The organism is Cyclonatronum sp., from assembly GCF_022565315.1.
Lineage (GTDB): Bacteria > Bacteroidota > Rhodothermia > Balneolales > Cyclonatronaceae > Cyclonatronum.
Map to the genome: position 1 here is coordinate 1 of NZ_JAIUMX010000014.1, position 18,276 is coordinate 18,276.

The following is an 18,276-nucleotide window of genomic DNA, read 5'->3' on the forward strand; positions in this document are numbered from 1 at the left end:
AGACCTCACCCCAACCCCTCTCCTGAAAATACCACGAGGCCTTACGCACATTGTCTTCAGGAGAGGGGCTTTTGCTTCCGGGGTAGTTTCGGGTTTGGGAGCGTGAGCCTATACATCCGGCAACAGCTAACAGCTAAAAGCTAAAAGCCAAAAGCCGTCCCCCCCATCACCGTACCCGGAAAACGGCATCCTGAAGGTTTCTCGTTTAGACCTCACCCCAACCCCTCACCTGAAAATACCACGAGGCCTTACGCACATTGTCTTCAGGAGAGGGGCTTTTGCTTCCGGGGTAGTTTCGGGTTTGGGAGCGTGAGCCGCGCTTTTTCTACCCAAGTGGTTTTCCTACGGGAAATTTGTCCTCATTACATTTGAACAATCCGCGAAAATCCCGCCCAATCCGAAAAATCCGCGTGCCATCATCGCGGCAGGCCGCAGCCAAAAACTAATTAGCATTTAGCTATTATCAATCGTTAATTGCCAAAAGCCAAAAGCCAAAAGCCAAAAGCCAACCAAAACTTTAAACCCCAAACCCTTATGCCTGAAAATTCAAACCCGCTGCGCGATTATTTCCGGAGTAACCGGAAGCGTGTGGTCCATAAATGGGATCATTATTTTGATATTTATCACCGCTATTTCAGCCGGTACCGGGGTACGGACTGCGTTGTGGTGGAAATCGGTGTAGGGCAGGGGGGGAGCCTGCAGATGTGGAAGGCGTATTTCGGAGAGAAGGCCCGCATTTACGGCATCGACATCAATCCGGAATGCAAGGCTTTTGAGGAGGATCAGATTGAAATCCTGATTGGGTCACAGGCTGACCGGGCCTTTCTCGCACAGCTTATAGAAAAGCTGCCCCGCATCGATATTCTGATTGATGACGGCGGGCATTACATGGAAGAGCAGATCATCACCTTTGAAGAAATGTACCCGCACCTGAGTCCGGAGGGGATATATCTGTGTGAGGACGTCTGCACAAGTTACTGGGAAGCTTACGGGGGCGGTTTTCAGAAACCGGGTACCTTTATTGAGTATAGCAAGCAGCTCGTTGACCGCCTGAACGCGGCACACGCCCTCAGCAAGCCGGAGCTGTATGATGCCTTCACCGAAAGTACGCTTGCGGTGCATTTTTACAACAGCGTGGTGGTATTTGAGAAGCAGCCGGCTAAGCCGCTGATAGCTACCCAATCAGGCGAAGGGAAAATATGGGAAGAGGAAGGAATCACTGAGGAGGATGAAGCGGTGCTTGCCATGAAGCTTCGTCTGCTCGGCCTCCCGGTGCCCAAAGGCTACGATTTGCGGATGCTGGTACAGCATGAAGGGCTACTAAGGGGGCTTACCGATCCGCTGGATCATGCGACGGAATTTCCAAAGGAAGGAGAGACCATGATCGGCATCAAGCGCCTCAACAATGTGGCGTACTGTGTGAAGGAGGTGATCCGGAACGGCATTCCGGGTGATCTGATCGAGACCGGCGTCTGGCGGGGCGGCAGCTGCATTTTCATGCGCTACCTGCTTCAGCTCGCCGGGGATACCGAAAGAACCGTGTGGGTTGCCGACAGTTTCGCGGGCCTGCCGCCGCCCGATACCGCGCAGTATCCGCTGGATGAGGGCCTCAACCTGCATGAGCTGCCGGAGTTGGCCATATCGCTGGAGCAGGTTCAGGACAACTTCCGAAAATACGGACTGCTTGACGGTCAGGTGCGCTTCCTGAAAGGCTGGTTTAAGGATACGCTGCCGGGTGCGCCCATCGAAAAGCTTGCCGTGCTGCGCCTCGACGGCGACCTCTATGAATCCACCATTGATGCGCTTTACAACCTGTACCCCAAACTTTCGGTTGGGGGCTTCTGCATCATCGACGACTGGGCCGCTATTGCAAGCTGCCGGCTGGCTGTTGCGCATTACCGGCAGCTGTTCGGCATCGAAGAGCGCATTCAGGTGATCGACTGGACGGGCACCTTCTGGAAGAAGGAAAAAGACATCCCGCACATGGATAAACAGACCTTTATGAAACAATTAACCCAAATCGCCAATGCCTGAAATCAGCCCGTTTGTTTTCACTGAGCCCCTGTACTGCGAAAAGCCCTCCGCATGGAATGAGCACACGCCTTTTGCCTTTTTCCTGATTGAACAACTCCGGCCCCGTCTGCTGGTTGAGCTGGGGACGCAGTTCGGCAACTCCTACTTCACTTTTTGTCAGGCCATAGATGCCTTAAAGCTCCCGGCAAAAGCCTACGGCGTTGATATCTGGCTGTCATACAGTGCTATTCCGTTTCACGGAAGGCAGATTTACGAGCACGCCTCGCGAATCAACAACCGTCACTTCAGTCATTTTTCTAACCTGCTGAAGATGACCTTTGAGGAGGCCCTTCCGTATTTCAGGGAGGGCAGCATCGATCTGCTGCATATCGACGGCATGCACGACTACGCCTCCGTGAAGCACGATTTCGAAAGCTGGCTGCCCAAAATGAGCGATCAGGGGGTCATTATCTTCCACGATTCCGCGGTGCGCGATTACGGCTTCGGGGTATGGAAACTGATGGAAGAGCTGATGCCGAAGTATCCCTCCTTCAGCTTCCCTTTTGGCAACGGACTCACGGTTGTGTGTACCGGCAGCAAGGTGCCGGAGGCCTTTCTGAGCTTTGTGAAGCAGGCCGGTGACGATGCCTTCACGCAGCAGCTGTTCAAGACCATCGGTACACAGTGGGCTTTGCAGCACACGCTTGCGCATTTGCAGGATGAACTGCGTACCCAACAAAACCTGAATGCGAAGCTTTCCGAAACAATTAAGGAACACAAGGCTGTCCTCGCAGATCGTGAGCACAGGCTTAGGCTTGCTGAAGGGAGCGCTGCTGCACACCCGAAACAGGATGTTGTTAACCGCTTTTCGCTGATTAAAAAATGGCAGCGGCGTCAGCAAAAGAAAAAGAACCTGGCCGTAATCGAAAACAGTGCGCTGTTTGATGGTGCATGGTACCTGAAAACATACCCGGATGTGCAAAAAACGAAGCTCCCTGCGGCGAAACATTACCTGCAGTTTGGCGGAATGGAAGGCCGCAATCCCTCTGCGGCATTTGATTCAGCTTATTATCTTGCAGAAAATGCAGATGTGAAAGCTTCGGGCATGAATCCGCTGCTGCACTTCGAGCGCTTCGGGCGGTCAGAGAAGCGGAAGTACAGGGCGCTTGTGCCGCAGGCTGATCCGCAGTAAGGTCATCTGACAGTCCATCAATAAATCAATCCGTCAATCCGCAACCGGCTGATAAACTTCATGCGCGCAACCGCCCTCATCATCAACTATCACACAGAAGCCTTTCTGCCCGCACTCATTAAAGTGCTGGAGCAGGAAAGCTGCATAAAGGAAATTCTGATTGGTGATAATGGCAGCAGCTGCGGGGCAGCGGCATTGCAGGCCTTATCCCCTAAAGTGCGGGTGCACGCTTTTTCGGAGAACATCGGTTTTGGTGCCGCGGTTAACACCTGTGTTCAGCAGGATGTGCAAACGCCTTACACGCTGCTGCTCAACCCGGATACGCTGCCGGTGCCGGGCTTTGCGGACCGTCTGCTGGAAACAGCCCTGAAAACCGGCGCCCTGATTACCGCGCCCCGCTGCTACCTCGATGCGGAGCGCCGCTTCCGGTTGCCGCCCTTCAACGGTTATGTGCCGGGAGAGGCTGCGATGCCCATACTGCCGGCAGAAGTGCTCGCCCATGCGCGGGCCTGGACCGCCTTCTATGAAAACTATTGGGCACAACAGTCCGCTTTTGAGGAAGAATTTGTATCCGGTGCCTGCATGATGCTGCATACGGCGCATTCCTTTTTCGACGGCGGGCAGGTCTTTGACCCCCGCTTTTTTATGTATTTCGAAGATGCCGATCTGTGCCTGCGCGCAAGACAGGCAGGCTTCCGGATCGTGACCGAGCCGGCTGCGGAGGTAACGCACTTCTGGGATCAGTCGCCCCGAAGCAGCAAGGGCAGCTATATGGCCGCCGCGCAGCAGCAGTTTTTTGCTAAATACCCTGACTATGGTCCCCATTTCTTCATGCCCGCGCTGAGCATCCCCGATGCGGAGGCGCTTTATGGCGTGAGCTGCACGGATGCCGGTGAGCTTAGCGCCGGTAAGCTGTTTCACGCAGAGGATGCCCGGGCAGGCGATTACTTTGAGCTGGGCATCAATGCCATCTTCATCCCCTTCGCACAGGCTGTGATGACGGACAGCAGTTTTAGGCTCCCGGATGGTCTTGCGGAAAAACTGCCGCAGGGCAGCTGCTTCTTCCGGATCCGTTCACCCCAAAATAAAATCAGGGCATTTTGGACCAGCACCAAACGATAAAGTCAGCTGATGGGGTCTTCCGTCTGCGGGCCTACCAGCAGGCCGACGAACCGAAGGTGCTTGCGCTCTGGGAGGCGGCCTTTGGCAAAGCGGCTGAGCCGGAGGTGTGGCGGTGGAAGTTTCATCAGAGTCCGAACGGCAGCCCCGGCCTGATTTGCGAGACGGAGACCGGAAAAGCAGTTGCCTTTTACGGCGGCATTCGCCATCAGATGAATTACAGGGGAGACCGCATTTTTGCGGTGCATTTGGTGGATAATATGTCGCATCCGGATTACCGGCAGATCATCAGCGGACGCAAAGGGCTTTTTATCCTTACGGTTCAGAATTATTTTAAAAGCTTCACGGGTCCCGGAAAAGCCTCTTTTCTGTACGGATATCCGGGATTGAAGCACTTCCGGCTCGGTAAAATGCTTGCAGGCTATCAGGCGTTGCCGGGGGTCAGCTATCTTGAAACCGGGATTTCTGAGCTTAAAACACCGGGCTGGTTCAGTCGTGCTGAGATCGCTGAAGCAACGGACAACACCGATTTTGATGCGCTCTGGCAGCAGGTGGAAGAGCACTATCCGCTTGCCATTGTTCGGGGGAATGCGTTTGTGGACTGGCGCTACCGCCGGCATTCGTTCAAGTCCTACAGGCTATTTACGGCAAGCCGCCGCGGCGAGGTGCTGGCCTATGTGTGTTACAGCCTGCCGGGAGAGGGAGAAACCGCTGTGCTGACCGATGTGGTTGCCGCACCCGATTTCCGGGCGTTCTCACGGCTGCTTTACAGCTCGGCTCAGCAGCTGAGCGGTCTTGGGGTTAAGCAGCTGCAAACCTGGTTGCCGCCCCATCATTTTGTAACAAGCTACCTGGAACGGGCCGGGTTCAGGCTGAAGCCCGAGCCGCTTGGCATAACGCCGACATGGAAGTGTTTTGATGATGGCCTTTCGCAGGATTTCGCCAACCGGAACCTTTATTTCACTATGGGCGACGGAGACTTGTATTAACGGAATGACTGACCTAATGACGGAAAGCGGGAAAGTGCTTGCAGCATTTGTGACCCACAACGGCGCAGGCAGCATACGCCAAACGCTGGCTTCCGTAGCCTGGCAAACAAGGCCGGTTGAGGCCTGCCTCGTTGTGGATAATGCCTCAACCGACAGCACCCTTCAGCAGCTTGATGTGCCGGGGCTGCCTGAAACCGAGGTGCACTTCATGATCAAAAATGTCGGCTTGCCCGCAGCACACAATCTGATTATGCGTAAAGCCGCTGCGGGCGGCTACGACTGGGTCTGGATTTTCGATCAGGACAGCTGCTGTGAGCCTGATTGTCTGGAACAGCTGCTGGCCTGTGCCCGCGCTTCAGCGGAAAAAGGGCAGATGCCAGCCGTATTATTTCCGGATATCAGCCTGGCCGGTCATCCCGATTTCAAACTGGTTCCCGTATTATGGACCGGCACCGGCGTGCGCGATGCCGTGTTCCCGGAGGCACCGGAAGTGACCTTTACAAAAGTGCATTCCTCCATCAGTTCCGGCAGTCTGTACCATGTGCCGCAGACCGCCGAAACACGCTTCACCGATGATTTTTTTATCGATTATTCGGACCATGATTTTCATCTCAGGCTGCACCAAAAAGGGGCACTTATGCTGTGGGTTTCTCAGGCAAGGATGGCGCACGGGCTGGGCAGGGCACTTTCGGGGACTGAGGGGGGCGTTTCGATTTTCCACAAGCCCTGGCGCTACTATTTTATTGTCCGCAACATGCTGCTGATGCACTACGATCTGGCAGGAATTTGGGGCGTTTTCGGGGCTTTGGCCTATTTAAAGAAGCAATACGGGATTTTAAAGGCCGTACAGCCGGATTTTGATAGCGCAAGGTGTTACTGCCTGAAGGGGCTGCTGCATGCCCCGGTATTTATGCTGGGGTTTCGTAACATCCATGCCGGTATTCTTCGGGAAGCGGCACTCGTACCCAAAAACGGGAATGACCTGAAATGAGCCGGCAGGAATCTGAGCGTATCCCCATTAAGGCTGCAGGGCCGCCGGCAGGCAAGGCGCTGGTTTTGGCCCCGCACCCCGATGATGAAATATTCGGCTGCGGCGGCAGCCTGATGCTGCACCTGGCGCAGGGCGATGAGGTGCAGATAGTAATTCTCACCGACGGCGCCGCTGCCGCTAATGCTTCGGATTACGCCTCAGCAGCTGCGTATGCGGAACTGAGGCGGGAGGAGTCCCGTGCAGCGGCCTCGGTGCTGGACCTGCCCGCGCCCGTATTTCTGAACTACCCCGACCGCGGTCTTCAGGCTGATGAGGCCTTCATCCAAACCCTGCTGGGTATTTTGCGGCAGGAGCAGCCTAAGAACCTGTACCTGCCTTCCCGGGCTGAAGTGCATCCCGATCACCTCGCCCTTTATGAAGCCGGCACCGAAGCGGCACGGCGGTATGAAGCTGCGCTCAGCATGCTGTATTACGAAGTGGGGCAGCCACTCCGGCCCAATTTGTTTACGGACATCACGGCCTGTCAGCCGCTGCTGGAAAAGGCCGTGGCCTGTTTTGAAAGTCAGCTCGCGGTGCAAAATTATGCCGAACAGATTCGGGGACTGCACGCTTTCCGCAGCTATAGCCTCGGCAAAAAGGTGAAGTATGCGGAGGCATTTGAGCTGGTTAGCAGCACATCCCTGAAAGCTCCGGAAACAACAGATGATGCGGATGCCCGGCGGGGGGCTGCAAAATCCGAAGATCACGAGGGGGCAGGAAATTATTCAGCAGACAAGCATCAAACAGGGATGCATGGGTTGGGTCAGACACCGGTATTTGAGCGCTGGCCGCTGATATCGGTCATCATCAGAACCATGGATTCGGCCGATCTGGAAAATGCCCTCGATTCGGTCGCCGCGCAAAGCTACCCTACTATCGAGGTAATTCTGGTGGATGCAGCCGGAAACGGCGCACAGCGGGACCGAAAGGGTTGCGGACCCTTCCCCCTACGTTACATCACCCGCAGGCAGCCGCTCAGCCGACCGCAGGCCGCCAATGCCGGCCTTGATGCGGTACGCGGCCGCTATTTTTCTTTTCTGGATGAAGACGATCTGCTGCTGCCCGATGCCCTCGAAACACTCGCGGAAACCCTGGCCGGAAGTGCGGCTCTCGCCGTTTACGGCACAGTAGAGCGGGTAAATCCGTCAGGCGAAACCGAGCTGCTGTACAGCAGGACCTACGATGCGGTGCAGCTGCTTGAGGAAAACTTCATCCCAATCAACGCGCTGCTCATCCGCTCCGAAGCACTCGCCAAAGGCTGCCGTTTTGATGAGTCCTTTCTGATTTATGAGGATTGGGACTTCCTCCTGCAGCTTTCCGGGCTTTCTGATTTCATTTTTGTAAATCACCGTGTGGGCATCTACCGCAACAGCAATGTTTCGGGGGTACACAATGATGCAGAAAGCCTGAAACAGTCAGCCTTTCTGCAGATGATCCGCAGCAAATGGCACACAGGCAAAACAACCCTGCTTTTGCAGCGCAAGCGGGAACTGACCGAAGCCCTGCAAGAAAAAGAAGCTTATCAGACGGTGCTCGAAGATGAAATCACGGAGCTGCTGACCGAAAAAAACTGCCTGATGAAATCGCGGGAATATCAGACCGGCAGCAGGATAGCCGCGGTCGTTGGGGGGCTACTGCATCCCGGGAGGCTTTTCCGAAAGAAAAAACCGGAGCAGTTGGAAGAAGACCTTCGTTTACTCCGGGAAAGTGCGCTTTTTGATGAAGCCTTCTACCAGGCACAAAATCCGGTGGTGGATGCTACGGGCACGGATCCGGCACTGCATTATTTGCGGTACGGTGGCAGGGAGGGCCGGAACCCATCCGCCGCCTTCGATTCGCGCTGGTATTTAAAGCAATACCCCGATCTTGACAAACCCGGCATCAATCCGCTGCTGCACTACCTTAAATACGGCCGCAGCGAAGGCCGCTCGATTCGGGAAGCCGGTTTTGTAGCGCAGGCATTTGATGCTGAAAAGTGGCTGCAAGAGAAAACCCGGGAGCTGAATGCCTTCTTAAACAACGGTGAAGAAATTGAGCTTGCCTCGGAAAGCCCGCAGATTGCAGTGATTCTGGTGCTGCACAACAAGGCCGGCTTCACCTTTGCCTGCCTTCGCTCGCTACAGCAGCATGCCAATGTGCCGCTGCAGCTCATCCTTGCCGACAATGCCTCAACCGATGCAACCCCTGCCCTCCTGAAGCGGGTGAAGGGCGCCGATATCATCCGCAATACCGAAAACCTGCATTTTGTGCGGGCCTGCAATCAGGCGCTGCAGCTGGTACGGGCGCCCTATGTGCTGTTTCTGAACAACGATACGGAAATTCATGAACACGCGCTCACAGAAGCGCTCCGGGTGTTCAGCCGCTACCCCGACTGCGGGGCGGTCGGGGCAAAGATCGTGAACTACGACGGGCGTTTGCAGGAAGCGGGCAACATCATTTATCAGGACGGCAGCTGCCGCAGCTACGGCAGGGGCGCTTCTCCGGATGCTCCTGAATACAATTTTATGCGAAGCACAGATTACTGCTCCGGAGCCTTCCTGCTTACTCCGATCGCGCTGATCCGCGCAAACGGCGGCTTCGACAGCCGCTTTGAGCCCGCCTATTACGAAGAAACCGACTACTGTATGTGGCTGTGGGAGAAGGGTCACCGGGTGATTTACAATCCCTTTGTGCAAATCAGCCATGTAGAGTTTGGCAGCGGAAGTTCGCACAGCGCCATTCAGCTTCAGAAAGCCAATCAGCAAAAATTCCGGGAGAAGCACTTTGAGCGGCTCCGGCATCATTTTCCGACGGATGCGGCCTGGCTGCTGCACGCTCGTTTTGGTGCCGGTGCCCGTACCCGTACTCTCACCCGTACTAAGGGAAGTATTTTATTAGTGGATGACCGGGTGCCGCACCGGCATCTCGGCAGCGGTGCACCGCGCGCCAACTACATTTTAAACACGCTGGCCGAGCTGGGTTACCGCGTGTCTTTTCTCCCCCTCATGTACCCGCAGCGCGAAGACCGCACATACTGCTACAGCGATATTCATCCTGAAATTGAAGTGCTGTCCGGTGCGGGACTCTACGGCCTTGGAGACCTGCTTCACAGCAGGCAGGGCTACTTTGATACTATCTGGATAAGCCGGCCCGATAACATGCGCCGGCTGCACACGCTGCTGAGGCCGTTTGCTGATACCATTCGGATCATCTATGATTGTGAAGCCATCTTTGCCGCCCGAAACGCCCTGAAGGAGCGGGTACTCAAACTGCCTGCTACGTCCCCGACGGAAACAGAACAGGATCTTTTGAAAGAGGAACTAAACCTGAGCCGGATTGCCGATCAGGTTATTGTGGTTTCTGAGCAGGATGCAGCCGTTTTCCGGCAGCACGGCATACATCAGGTGCAGGTGCTGGGCCATGCTTTGGAATCAAAGGCCGACACACCGGCGTTCGGAGCCCGTTCGGGCCTGCTGTTCACAGGCAACATGGATTTCGACAACAGTCCGAATGCGGATTCGGTGATCTGGTTCGTGCGGGAAGTATTTCCGGAAATCCGAAGGCAGCTGCCGGGTGTGCAGCTGCATCTGGCCGGTTCGCGCAAGGCGGCTTCACTGGCGGACTTATCCGCTGAAGAAGGGGTGATCTTTCACGGCAGGCTGGAAGAGCCGGCGCTCGACACGCTCTTCGGGCAATCGCGGGTGTTTGTGGCCCCAACCCGCTTTGCGGCGGGTATTCTGTACAAGGTGCACCACGCGGCAGCACACGGGCTGCCGGCAGTCATCACACCGCTGCTTGCTGCGCAGCTGGGCTGGGAAAACGAAAAACAGGCCCTCGTTTGTGAAGCCGATCCCCAAACCTTCGCTGCCGGCGTTATCAGGCTGTACAGGGACGAAAAGCTCTGGCAGCAGTTTCGTGCACAGCTCATTTGCGAAATTCAGGAGAAGCATAGCCCGGAGCCATACAAGGCGAAGATAGAGGCGATTATGGAGAAGGGCACCCGCAAATGAGTGCAGCGAAAGCGGTTTCCGGCAGGTACCGGCAAGAGCTGTAAATTTAGTTATGAGGGTTTACCTTTAGCGCAGGCAGCGCTACCTTTAGCCGGCAGGGGCATCATGCCGGTATATGCGTGCCTAAACCGCGGTTTTCTGTTTTCAAGCACATCATCAGAGAAAGATATCCAATACGGCTTAAGCAGGCTGTGAACGTCACAACTCAATCATCCACCCATTTTTTAAATCAATTCTGCGCATGGATAAGAATGCGAAAATTTACATCGCCGGCCATAACGGTCTGGTCGGTTCGGCCATCCTCTGGAACCTTGCAAGCAAAGGCTATGAAAATATTCTGACGCGCTCCTCCTCGCAGCTTGACCTGCGGGATAAAAAAGCCGTTGAGGCCTTCTTTTATGAGTACAGCCCCGAGTACGTTTTCCTTGCGGCGGCGAAAGTAGGCGGCATTGTGGCCAACAACACCTACCGGGGTGAGTTTATCTATGACAATCTGATGATTCAGAGCAACGTGATTGAAGCAGCCCGGGTTTTCGGGGTCAAAAAGCTGCTTTTTCTGGGCAGTACCTGCATTTATCCGCGGGAGTGTCCGCAGCCGATTAAGGAAGAATACCTGCTTACGGCGCCTCTGGAGTACACCAACGAACCTTATGCGATTGCCAAAATTGCGGGCATAAAGCTGTGTGAGAGCTACAACCTGCAGTACGGTACCAACTTTATTTCGGTGATGCCAACCAACCTCTACGGGCCGAATGATAACTTCGACCTCGAGAAGAGTCATGTGCTGCCGGCTTTGGTGCGGAAGATGCATCTCGCTGCCTGTCTTGAAAATGACGACTGGGACGGCATTCGGGAGGACCTGAACCGCCGTCCGGTTGGCGGTACCGACGGCAGTGCAGAGGAAGCAAAACTGCTGCGCTTACTTGCTGCAAACGGGGTGAGCCGGAGCGAAGACGGCATGGTTTCGGTGGAAATCTGGGGTACGGGCTCTCCCCGGCGGGAGTTTCTCTGGAGCGAGGACATGGCCGATGCCTGTGTTTTTGTGATGCAGAACGTAGATTTTGATGACATTGTGGCCATAAACGGCAAGCCGAAGGAAGTGCGGAATGTGCACCTGAACATCGGAACCGGAACAGATGTGAGCATCAAAAAGCTGGCACAGCTGGTACAGGAAACCGTAGGGTTTTCGGGCACGCTCACTTTCAATACAAGCAAACCTGACGGCACTTTGCGTAAGCTCACGGACCCCTCAAGGCTGCATCAGCTCGGCTGGAAACACAGCGTAGCGCTGCAGGAAGGCCTTGAGCGGATGTATGCCTGGTACTGCGGCACAGGTACGCGCTGATATCTTGCGCGGTTCAGGTACAACACCATGCGCGCCGCTTAGCTGACGAATAAAAGCGGGGGGGACTTTTTAGACAACCGCTTTCTTAAATATATGGGCACATGGCAATTGTCATTCTTGGGCAGAATGGTATATTGTGTTGCGGTATGGTTGTAAGTGAAATCAAAATAATTATTGACAGGGGCTTATGTAAAAAAGAATGTCTGAACGGGCTACAAGTGTAGAGTTAGCGGTATCTGATATTCCTTCAAGCTTTACAGTATCAAAACCTTATTATGGAAAGGTTAGCATCCGGCCCGCAGCTGCGGCATGAGTAAAGGCACCTTATATTAGTATTTGCATGATTCCGGGAAATGTAGTGAAAACGAATACGCGTATTTCTGTGGCATTAGCTACGTACAATGGCGCAAGATTTATTGAAGATCAGCTTCAGAGCCTGATCACTCAGACGCTGAAACCCTGTGAAATCATCATCAGCGATGATCATTCAACGGATGATACGACAACTATAATCAGTGATTTCCGAAGCAAAACCGATATTCCGATAGAGCTTTATATCAACAAAGAGCGGTTGGGTTATGTGGAGAATTTCAACAACGCCCTATCGCACTGCAGCGGGGATATCGTTTTTTTGTGTGATCAGGATGACGTCTGGTTTAAGAATAAGATTGAAACACACCTGCTGCTCCATGAGCAGAACCCATCTGTGTATGTAGTGATGAATGATGCTATGCTGGTTAATGAAAGGCTTGAATCTTTTGGGCTTACGAAGCTACAGCAGATCCGACGTTTGGGACTGTCACCCAATTTTTATATAATGGGATGCTCTTCATCAATAAAAAAATGTTTTCTTGATGCCGTGCTGCCTGTTCCCCGTGGGTATCCTTCACACGACAGCTGGATAATCAGGCTGGCTAACCTGCTCCATGCGAGGCTTATACATGACAGCGTGCTGCAGCATTACCGAAGGCACGGAGCAAACTTATCGGTACTTTTATATAAACCGACAGAAAAAATAAGCAGGTTAAGCTACTATCTGAAGGTTGTTAAGAAAGAATCCTCACAGGATCCCTTTAAAACCGAACTCCTGAAAAGATTTCTCCTGTCAATTGAAAATACAGAAAGCCAAACCGCTGTTCAGCAGCAGCTTCGCGAAGCTGTTTCGCAGCACCTTCAGGATATATCCTTCCGCCGGGACCTGAAAGCCCTCAGCTTGTTACCGAGAACGGTTCATTCCCTGAAATACTATTTTGAAGGCGGTTACAGCAGAAGTTACGGCTATAAAAGCCTGATGAGGGATATCTTTTTTTAGATCACGTGTTTTCTGAGTGAGCTGTTCCGCGATCTGCGGTCTTTAGGTTTCGGGGCCCTGTGATTCCTGTTTTGGTTATCTCAGAGGCGGTAGAGGAGGGAGATTTCAAGGCCGAGTCGGTTTCCGAGGAAGGCGCCGGTATCGATGGCGAGGGTAGCCTGTGTGCTGAGAGCGGGCATTTGTTCGAAGGTGTAGCTGCCGGAAAAGGCGAAGGAGTACTGATCGCGGCGGACTTCCGAGCGGGGGCGGGCTTCGGAGCCGGGGCGTGGGTTGCGGCCGGTTGTGGTTACGCTGCACAGGTTGCCGGAGATCAGCAGGTCATCGTTACAGTTGCCGTAGTTTCGGGTGAAGGTGCCCAAAAACTGCCATGAAAGCTGATCGCTCAGCTGACCGTCCATACCAAGATGCCATCCGATAATCATATTGTTGAAAACAGGGTAGCGTTCGCGCTCCGGGTCGATGGTGAGCAGCGGGTTGCCGAGCACATTGCCCTGATAGGTCCAGCCGCTGTAGTAATTGCCGTGATTGTAGTATCGCGCTCTGCCGGGCGGCATACCGGGCAGGGAGTCCTGCCGGATGGTGTTCACGTATTCGAGGATGAGCGTATTGAGCCATGTGAACCATTGGATGTGCTGAAAGCCAAGGCCGTAGAGGCCGTCCATATAGCTGCGCAGGCGCAGGGAAACGGTGTCTTCCAGGTAAATCTGCCGGTAGGCGACAAGCTGCGCGCCGTTAAGATGCACAATCATAGAACCGTCGTAAGCGGCTACGCCGTTGCCGAGGCGGTTTATTTGTTCTGATACAGAAGCAGAGCTTTCCGGATCGGCTGAGCGGCCGGTAACGACCCGCATGTAATCGGAAAAGGAGCGGGGGAGTTTTCCGCGCTCCGGATCTGTGCCGGCCCACACTACATTATGGATGAAGCCGGTCATGATTTCGAAGCGCCAGATATTGAATTTGAGGTGCGCCATTTTCTGATGCAGCAGCGCGTTGCTCACGTACCGGCTGCTTTCGAGCTGACCGTCGCTGTAGCGCCCGCGAAACTGAACATGCCCGGCCGTGAAGGGGATATTAATGAAATCGCGGGTTGAGAGCTGAATACGGGGTACGGGGGTGGCGTTGCGGCTCACGATCATGGAGCCGGAAGTGAGATGGGGGAGCGTCATTTCGGCATCGTCGTAAAACCGGCCTGCTTCGAGGCGGAAGATGCCGTATTCGGCCCGCAGGTAGAGGGTCTGAAAGTGGGCCGAGTTGCGGGTGTCGGCGGCCCTAAGGGCGATACCGGCACCGGTTTCGAGCAGGTAGCGCTGCTGCGGCCCGCCAAGCCGGTAGCTTGCGGAGAGCAGGCTGAGGCCGGCGGCAGCGGAGCCTGCTTCGAGTTCACCGTAGCGGTTGGCATACAGCCAAAAGGGGAGTTCGGAAGTACTGCCCGCGAGGGAAGTCCGGAAAGATGCCTGCAGTCCGGCTCCGTCGTTTTGCCGGGCAGTGGCTTTATCTGCTGAGGTTAGGGCGAAACCGCCAAGGAGAGTGAGTAAAAGGATGATCAGGCTGCAGCGGTGCATGGGCGGAATACAGGTGAAATTTTCCGGGAGTATGTTTTTGGGGATGGTCGCTTAAAATAGCAGAATTGATGAGATTTTGCATGAGGTGATATGCGGGGGATTTCTGACGGCAGCTGTAAAGCTGATGAAGAACTAACCCTGTGCGAATTTTGCGGTAAATCAAACCTTCGTTTTTGAACGCAAGGGACACGAAGGGCAACGCAAAGGAACGCGAAACGAGCGGGAGCTTTTGCGCACTTTGCGACATCCTTTGCGCCCATCGCGGTTAACCATCGCTGCTCAACTCCTGCCTGGAACTAACAAATTATTTTTAATTTAAGCACGAACCTGGAAGGGCTGGTTTTTGCCAATACTTTTAACCCGAAACCCGAAACCCGAAATTGTCTTTAGATTTTGATTGAATCTGTTCTCAGGTTTATTTACTCCCTGCTTCAGCCCGGTACGCAGCTGCTTTTACTGTTTCTGACCGGTATGCTGCTGCTGTTTATAAACCGTTTTATTTGGGCGAAGCGCTGTCTGCTGCTGTTTGTTGTGCTGCTGTTTCTGTATGGCCTTCCCTGGATTCCCGGTTATCTGGCCGATACCCTGGAAAATCGTTTCCCTGTGGTAACCGATGTAAGGCTCGATGAAATTGGTGCACAGTTTGAGGCTTCCGGGCGGGACAGCATTTTTGTGATGGTGCTCGGAGCGGGGCATTCTACTGATCCGAGGCTGGGACCTACACAGCGGCTGAGCGAGACGGTTATGATGCGGCTGGCCGAAGCGATTCGTTTGTACAGGGCACTTGACGCGCGCGGGTTGCCGGTGCGGCTGGTTACTTCTGCCGGCGGGCATGAAGGTCAGATGACGCAGGCCGAGGCCCTGGCTCAGGCGGCGGTTTCGCTGGGTGTTCCTGACGGTCGTATTTCAAGGCTTCATGAGCCCCGCAACACCTGTGGTGAAGCGCGTGCTTTCCGTGAAGCTTTTGGTGGCGGGCAAACGGTCTTTGTATCAAGCTCGGCCATCCATCAGCGGCGTGCTGTAATGCTTTTTGAACAAAACGGCAGTCTGCCTGTTGCCGCACCTGCTGCATACCTGAACCGTAAATCTCCCGAGCCGCCAAACCGCTGGTGGCGCGGCCTGAGACCATCCGGCAGAAATGTGGATCTTTTGGAATTGTCAGTTAAAGAATACATCGGCTACAGGTTTAGCCGCAGAAACTGCTGAGCAGCTGTCCCATAACGGTACCCGAAAACCATTTACACCCCAGCCGCCGGTTTTACGAAAATACCGAACAGGCTGGCAGACAACTCGCCGCTTAAATGTTATTCCGATTAAACATACGTAATTTCTACTAAACGTAATTTCTGTATTAGGAATAAAATTAGCGCAAAATCCCTTATCTTCATTTCAAAATTATTAGTTCCGGCTAACGGAAACCCCACCTATCATACGATATACGAATACTTAAAGCCAATCTGCCTCAGATGTCAGTCCCAAAAATATGGTTGTCCTCCCCGCACATGGGCGGAAAAGAAAAAGAGTTTGTAAAAGAAGCCTTTGATACAAACTGGATCGCCCCCGTTGGTCCGCATATCAGCGGTTTTGAAAATGATCTGCGTGCATTTACCGGAGTGAAGCATTGTTCTGTACTGGGCTCCGGCTCTGCGGCCATTCATATAGGCCTGCGGCTGCTTGGCGTGAAAGCCGGAGATGCAGTTATGTGTCAGTCCTTTACGTTTGTGGCAACTGCAAATTCGATTTTACTTCAGGGAGCTGAACCTGTATTTATTGACAGCGAACTTGACACCTGGAATATGTGTCCTGCAAAGCTGGAAGAAGCCATTGTTGCCCTGAAAAACAAAGGCAGGCGGATTGGTGCTATCGTTCCGGTACACCTGTACGGAATGCCCTCCAATATGGGGGCGATTACGGAAATAGCACAGCGCTATGATATTCCCGTTTTTGAGGATGCTGCGGAATCGCTCGGTTCACATATCGGCGGTAAGCATTGCGGCACATTCGGCCGTGCTGCGGCCCTGTCGTTTAACGGGAATAAAATAATTACGACATCCGGAGGCGGAGCTATCATTTCGGACGATGAGGAACTTATCCGTCAGGCCCGTTTTCTGGCTACGCAGGCGCGGGATGATGCCCCGCACTATGAACACACGCAGCAGGGCTATAACTACCGCATGAGCAATGTGGTGGCCGGTATCGGCAGGGGGCAGATGCTGGTGCTTCCGGATCGGGTACAGGCTCGCCGGGCCAACCATGACTGGTATTTCCGTAAGCTGGGTGAAACCTGGCTGAATGCCTTTGCTGAAAACGGGCGGGTTCATATCCGCAACAGCTCACCAACCGGCGTTTACTTCCTGAAGGAGCCCGAAGGATATTTCAGCAACCGCTGGCTTACGACCATAGTTGTGATTCCGGAGGAATCAGGTGGTATTACCCGTGAAAGCCTGCGGCTTGCACTTGAAGCTGAAAATATTGAGGCGCGCCCGCTTTGGAAGCCAATGCACATGCAGCCGCTGTTTGACAGGAATGCGTATTTTGGCAGCGGTGTGAGCGACTGGCTCTTTGAAAACGGGCTTTGCCTGCCAAGCGGCAGTAACCTGACGATTGAAGAGTTTGCACGCATTGAAGCAGTGCTTGATGAGGTGTTTCATTTCAGGATGAGCTGAGAATCAGGGAGGGACGGCTGACCGCTGACCGTTGATCGCAGGTGGGAAGTTTATAAAGAACCAACAATAGCGAGCTTTTTTGCATGCTTTGTGTCCTTTGCGTTTGAAAACGATTTGCGGGCAGGTATATGAAGATGTACCGAGAAGGGTGTCAAGAAGTCCGCTTCGGCACCCCAAAGCCAAAAGCTAATAGCTAACAGCCAAAAGCCCCCATCTCCCAAAACCCTGCCAGCTAACTTATCGAAGCATTTTGTGAGGGAATATCCTTCGACAGATTACACCTGCTAATAGCACGCGGCGAAGCAGATGCGCCCTGTTTTTAGTTTTTCCTTGGAAGGTCTTTTTGTGTTACATTATGCGCTCAATAAACACAGATTAAGACTGAAAGAATTTTTTATGAAGCGTGATGGTGAGGATAAGGGCAGCAATCTGAGGAAAAACATTCTGACTGTTAGTCGGAAAATGCTGCTTGAGGAGGGTTTTGACCGCATGTCGATGCGTAAAATTGCTTCAAGTGTTGGCTTTAGTGCAACGAGTATCTACCTGTACTTTAAGAATAAAGACGACCTGCTGCATGCCCTCATTGAAGAAGGATTCGACCTGTTGTATGAAGCTTTAAGTCAGCATCCGGTTGTTAAAGCCAACGGAGATCCCTTTGCGGTTCTCGAGACCCTGTGCCGGGAATTTGTGCGCTTCGGCATGGAAAACCCCGAGTATTACGAAATCATGTTTCAGCTTCACCCGAAGCACATGCAGCGGTATCCCGTTGAAAAATACCGCAAGGCGAGGCGAAATATTGATATGATCCGGCACACCCTTGAGCAGGGTCAGCAGCAGAATCTGATTAAACCGCACGATTCCCGCCTTGTTGCCAACGTGATTCTATCCACCCTTCATGGCGGCATCTCCCTGATGAATTCCGGTCGTATTGACGTGAAGGTCGATAAAAATGCCTACGTTGAGACCATTATCCGCAGTGTGCTCGCCGGCGTACGTGTGAATTGAACCAAGCCGGATTTGGCATAAATGCTTTCCGTGCAGCACGGCATGCGGCCGGTC

The 18,276-nt window shown here is 53.6% G+C and carries 12 protein-coding genes; 11 read left to right on the forward strand and 1 reads right to left on the reverse strand.

Translation table 11 applies throughout. From position 1 onward, the window contains the following. Positions 1 to 534 precede the first annotated feature (534 nt). From LAT75_RS04290 to LAT75_RS04325, 8 genes are all read left to right on the forward strand, one after another. Positions 535 to 2,034 (forward strand): TylF/MycF/NovP-related O-methyltransferase, encoded by a 1,500-nt coding sequence (locus LAT75_RS04290; RefSeq protein ID WP_291481391.1) that lies wholly within the window; start codon positions 535 to 537, stop codon positions 2,032 to 2,034. Next, complete coding sequence (locus tag LAT75_RS04295; RefSeq protein ID WP_291481392.1) at positions 2,027 to 3,205, forward strand: class I SAM-dependent methyltransferase; 1,179 nt, start codon at positions 2,027 to 2,029, stop codon at positions 3,203 to 3,205. Before LAT75_RS04290 ends, LAT75_RS04295 begins: the two co-directional genes overlap by 8 nt. 60 nt (positions 3,206 to 3,265) lie before the next feature. Next, a complete protein-coding gene (locus LAT75_RS04300) occupies positions 3,266 to 4,327 on the forward strand; it encodes a glycosyltransferase family 2 protein (RefSeq protein WP_291481393.1) in 1,062 nt (353 codons plus the stop codon). Then, positions 4,306 to 5,313 carry a GNAT family N-acetyltransferase gene (locus tag LAT75_RS04305; protein ID WP_291481394.1) on the forward strand — a complete coding sequence of 336 codons (1,008 nt, stop codon included), beginning with the start codon at positions 4,306 to 4,308 and terminating at the stop codon, positions 5,311 to 5,313. The genes LAT75_RS04300 and LAT75_RS04305 overlap by 22 nt, the downstream gene beginning before the upstream one ends. A gap of 4 nt (positions 5,314 to 5,317) precedes the next feature. Continuing rightward, entirely contained in the window at positions 5,318 to 6,304 is a 987-nt protein-coding gene (locus LAT75_RS04310) for a glycosyltransferase (RefSeq protein WP_291481395.1), read from the forward strand. Next, positions 6,301 to 10,332 carry a glycosyltransferase gene (locus LAT75_RS04315; RefSeq protein WP_291481396.1) on the forward strand — a complete coding sequence of 1,344 codons (4,032 nt, stop codon included), beginning with the start codon at positions 6,301 to 6,303 and terminating at the stop codon, positions 10,330 to 10,332. Before LAT75_RS04310 ends, LAT75_RS04315 begins: the two co-directional genes overlap by 4 nt. A 211-nt stretch (positions 10,333 to 10,543) precedes the next feature. Then, positions 10,544 to 11,677, forward strand: a complete 1,134-nt coding sequence (locus LAT75_RS04320; RefSeq protein ID WP_291481429.1) for a GDP-L-fucose synthase — start codon at positions 10,544 to 10,546, stop codon at positions 11,675 to 11,677. A 382-nt stretch (positions 11,678 to 12,059) separates the two neighbouring features. Continuing rightward, positions 12,060 to 12,989, forward strand: coding sequence for a glycosyltransferase (locus tag LAT75_RS04325; RefSeq protein WP_291481397.1), 930 nt, complete (start codon positions 12,060 to 12,062; stop codon positions 12,987 to 12,989). Between the two features lie 80 nt (positions 12,990 to 13,069). Here the strand turns inward: LAT75_RS04325 and LAT75_RS04330 are convergent, their stop codons facing one another. Continuing rightward, positions 13,070 to 14,551, reverse strand: a complete 1,482-nt coding sequence (locus tag LAT75_RS04330) for a capsule assembly Wzi family protein (protein ID WP_291481398.1) — start codon at positions 14,549 to 14,551, stop codon at positions 13,070 to 13,072. Positions 14,552 to 14,944: 393 nt separating this feature from the next. Between LAT75_RS04330 and LAT75_RS04335 the strand changes: the two genes are divergently transcribed. The 3 genes from LAT75_RS04335 (at position 14,945) to LAT75_RS04345 (ending at position 18,222) form a co-directional block, all read left to right on the forward strand. Next, positions 14,945 to 15,757 (forward strand): YdcF family protein, encoded by an 813-nt coding sequence (locus tag LAT75_RS04335; protein WP_291481399.1) that lies wholly within the window; start codon positions 14,945 to 14,947, stop codon positions 15,755 to 15,757. Between the two features lie 260 nt (positions 15,758 to 16,017). Further along, positions 16,018 to 17,217 (forward strand): DegT/DnrJ/EryC1/StrS family aminotransferase, encoded by a 1,200-nt coding sequence (locus LAT75_RS04340; protein ID WP_291481400.1) that lies wholly within the window; start codon positions 16,018 to 16,020, stop codon positions 17,215 to 17,217. A 396-nt stretch (positions 17,218 to 17,613) separates the two neighbouring features. Beyond that, positions 17,614 to 18,222, forward strand: coding sequence for a TetR/AcrR family transcriptional regulator (locus LAT75_RS04345; RefSeq protein WP_291481401.1), 609 nt, complete (start codon positions 17,614 to 17,616; stop codon positions 18,220 to 18,222). The last annotated feature ends 54 nt before the right edge of the window (positions 18,223 to 18,276 follow it).

Coding starts and splice junctions, on each gene's coding strand:
- LAT75_RS04315 (WP_291481396.1), top strand. CDS start 6,301: ATGAGCCGGCAGGAATCTGAGCGTATCCCCATTAAGGCTGCAGGGCCG.
- LAT75_RS04300 (WP_291481393.1), top strand. CDS start 3,266: ATGCGCGCAACCGCCCTCATCATCAACTATCACACAGAAGCCTTTCTG.
- LAT75_RS04330 (WP_291481398.1), bottom strand. CDS start 14,551: ATGCACCGCTGCAGCCTGATCATCCTTTTACTCACTCTCCTTGGCGGT.
- LAT75_RS04295 (WP_291481392.1), top strand. CDS start 2,027: ATGCCTGAAATCAGCCCGTTTGTTTTCACTGAGCCCCTGTACTGCGAA.
- LAT75_RS04290 (WP_291481391.1), top strand. CDS start 535: ATGCCTGAAAATTCAAACCCGCTGCGCGATTATTTCCGGAGTAACCGG.
- LAT75_RS04345 (WP_291481401.1), top strand. CDS start 17,614: ATGAAGCGTGATGGTGAGGATAAGGGCAGCAATCTGAGGAAAAACATT.
- LAT75_RS04310 (WP_291481395.1), top strand. CDS start 5,318: ATGACTGACCTAATGACGGAAAGCGGGAAAGTGCTTGCAGCATTTGTG.
- LAT75_RS04340 (WP_291481400.1), top strand. CDS start 16,018: ATGTCAGTCCCAAAAATATGGTTGTCCTCCCCGCACATGGGCGGAAAA.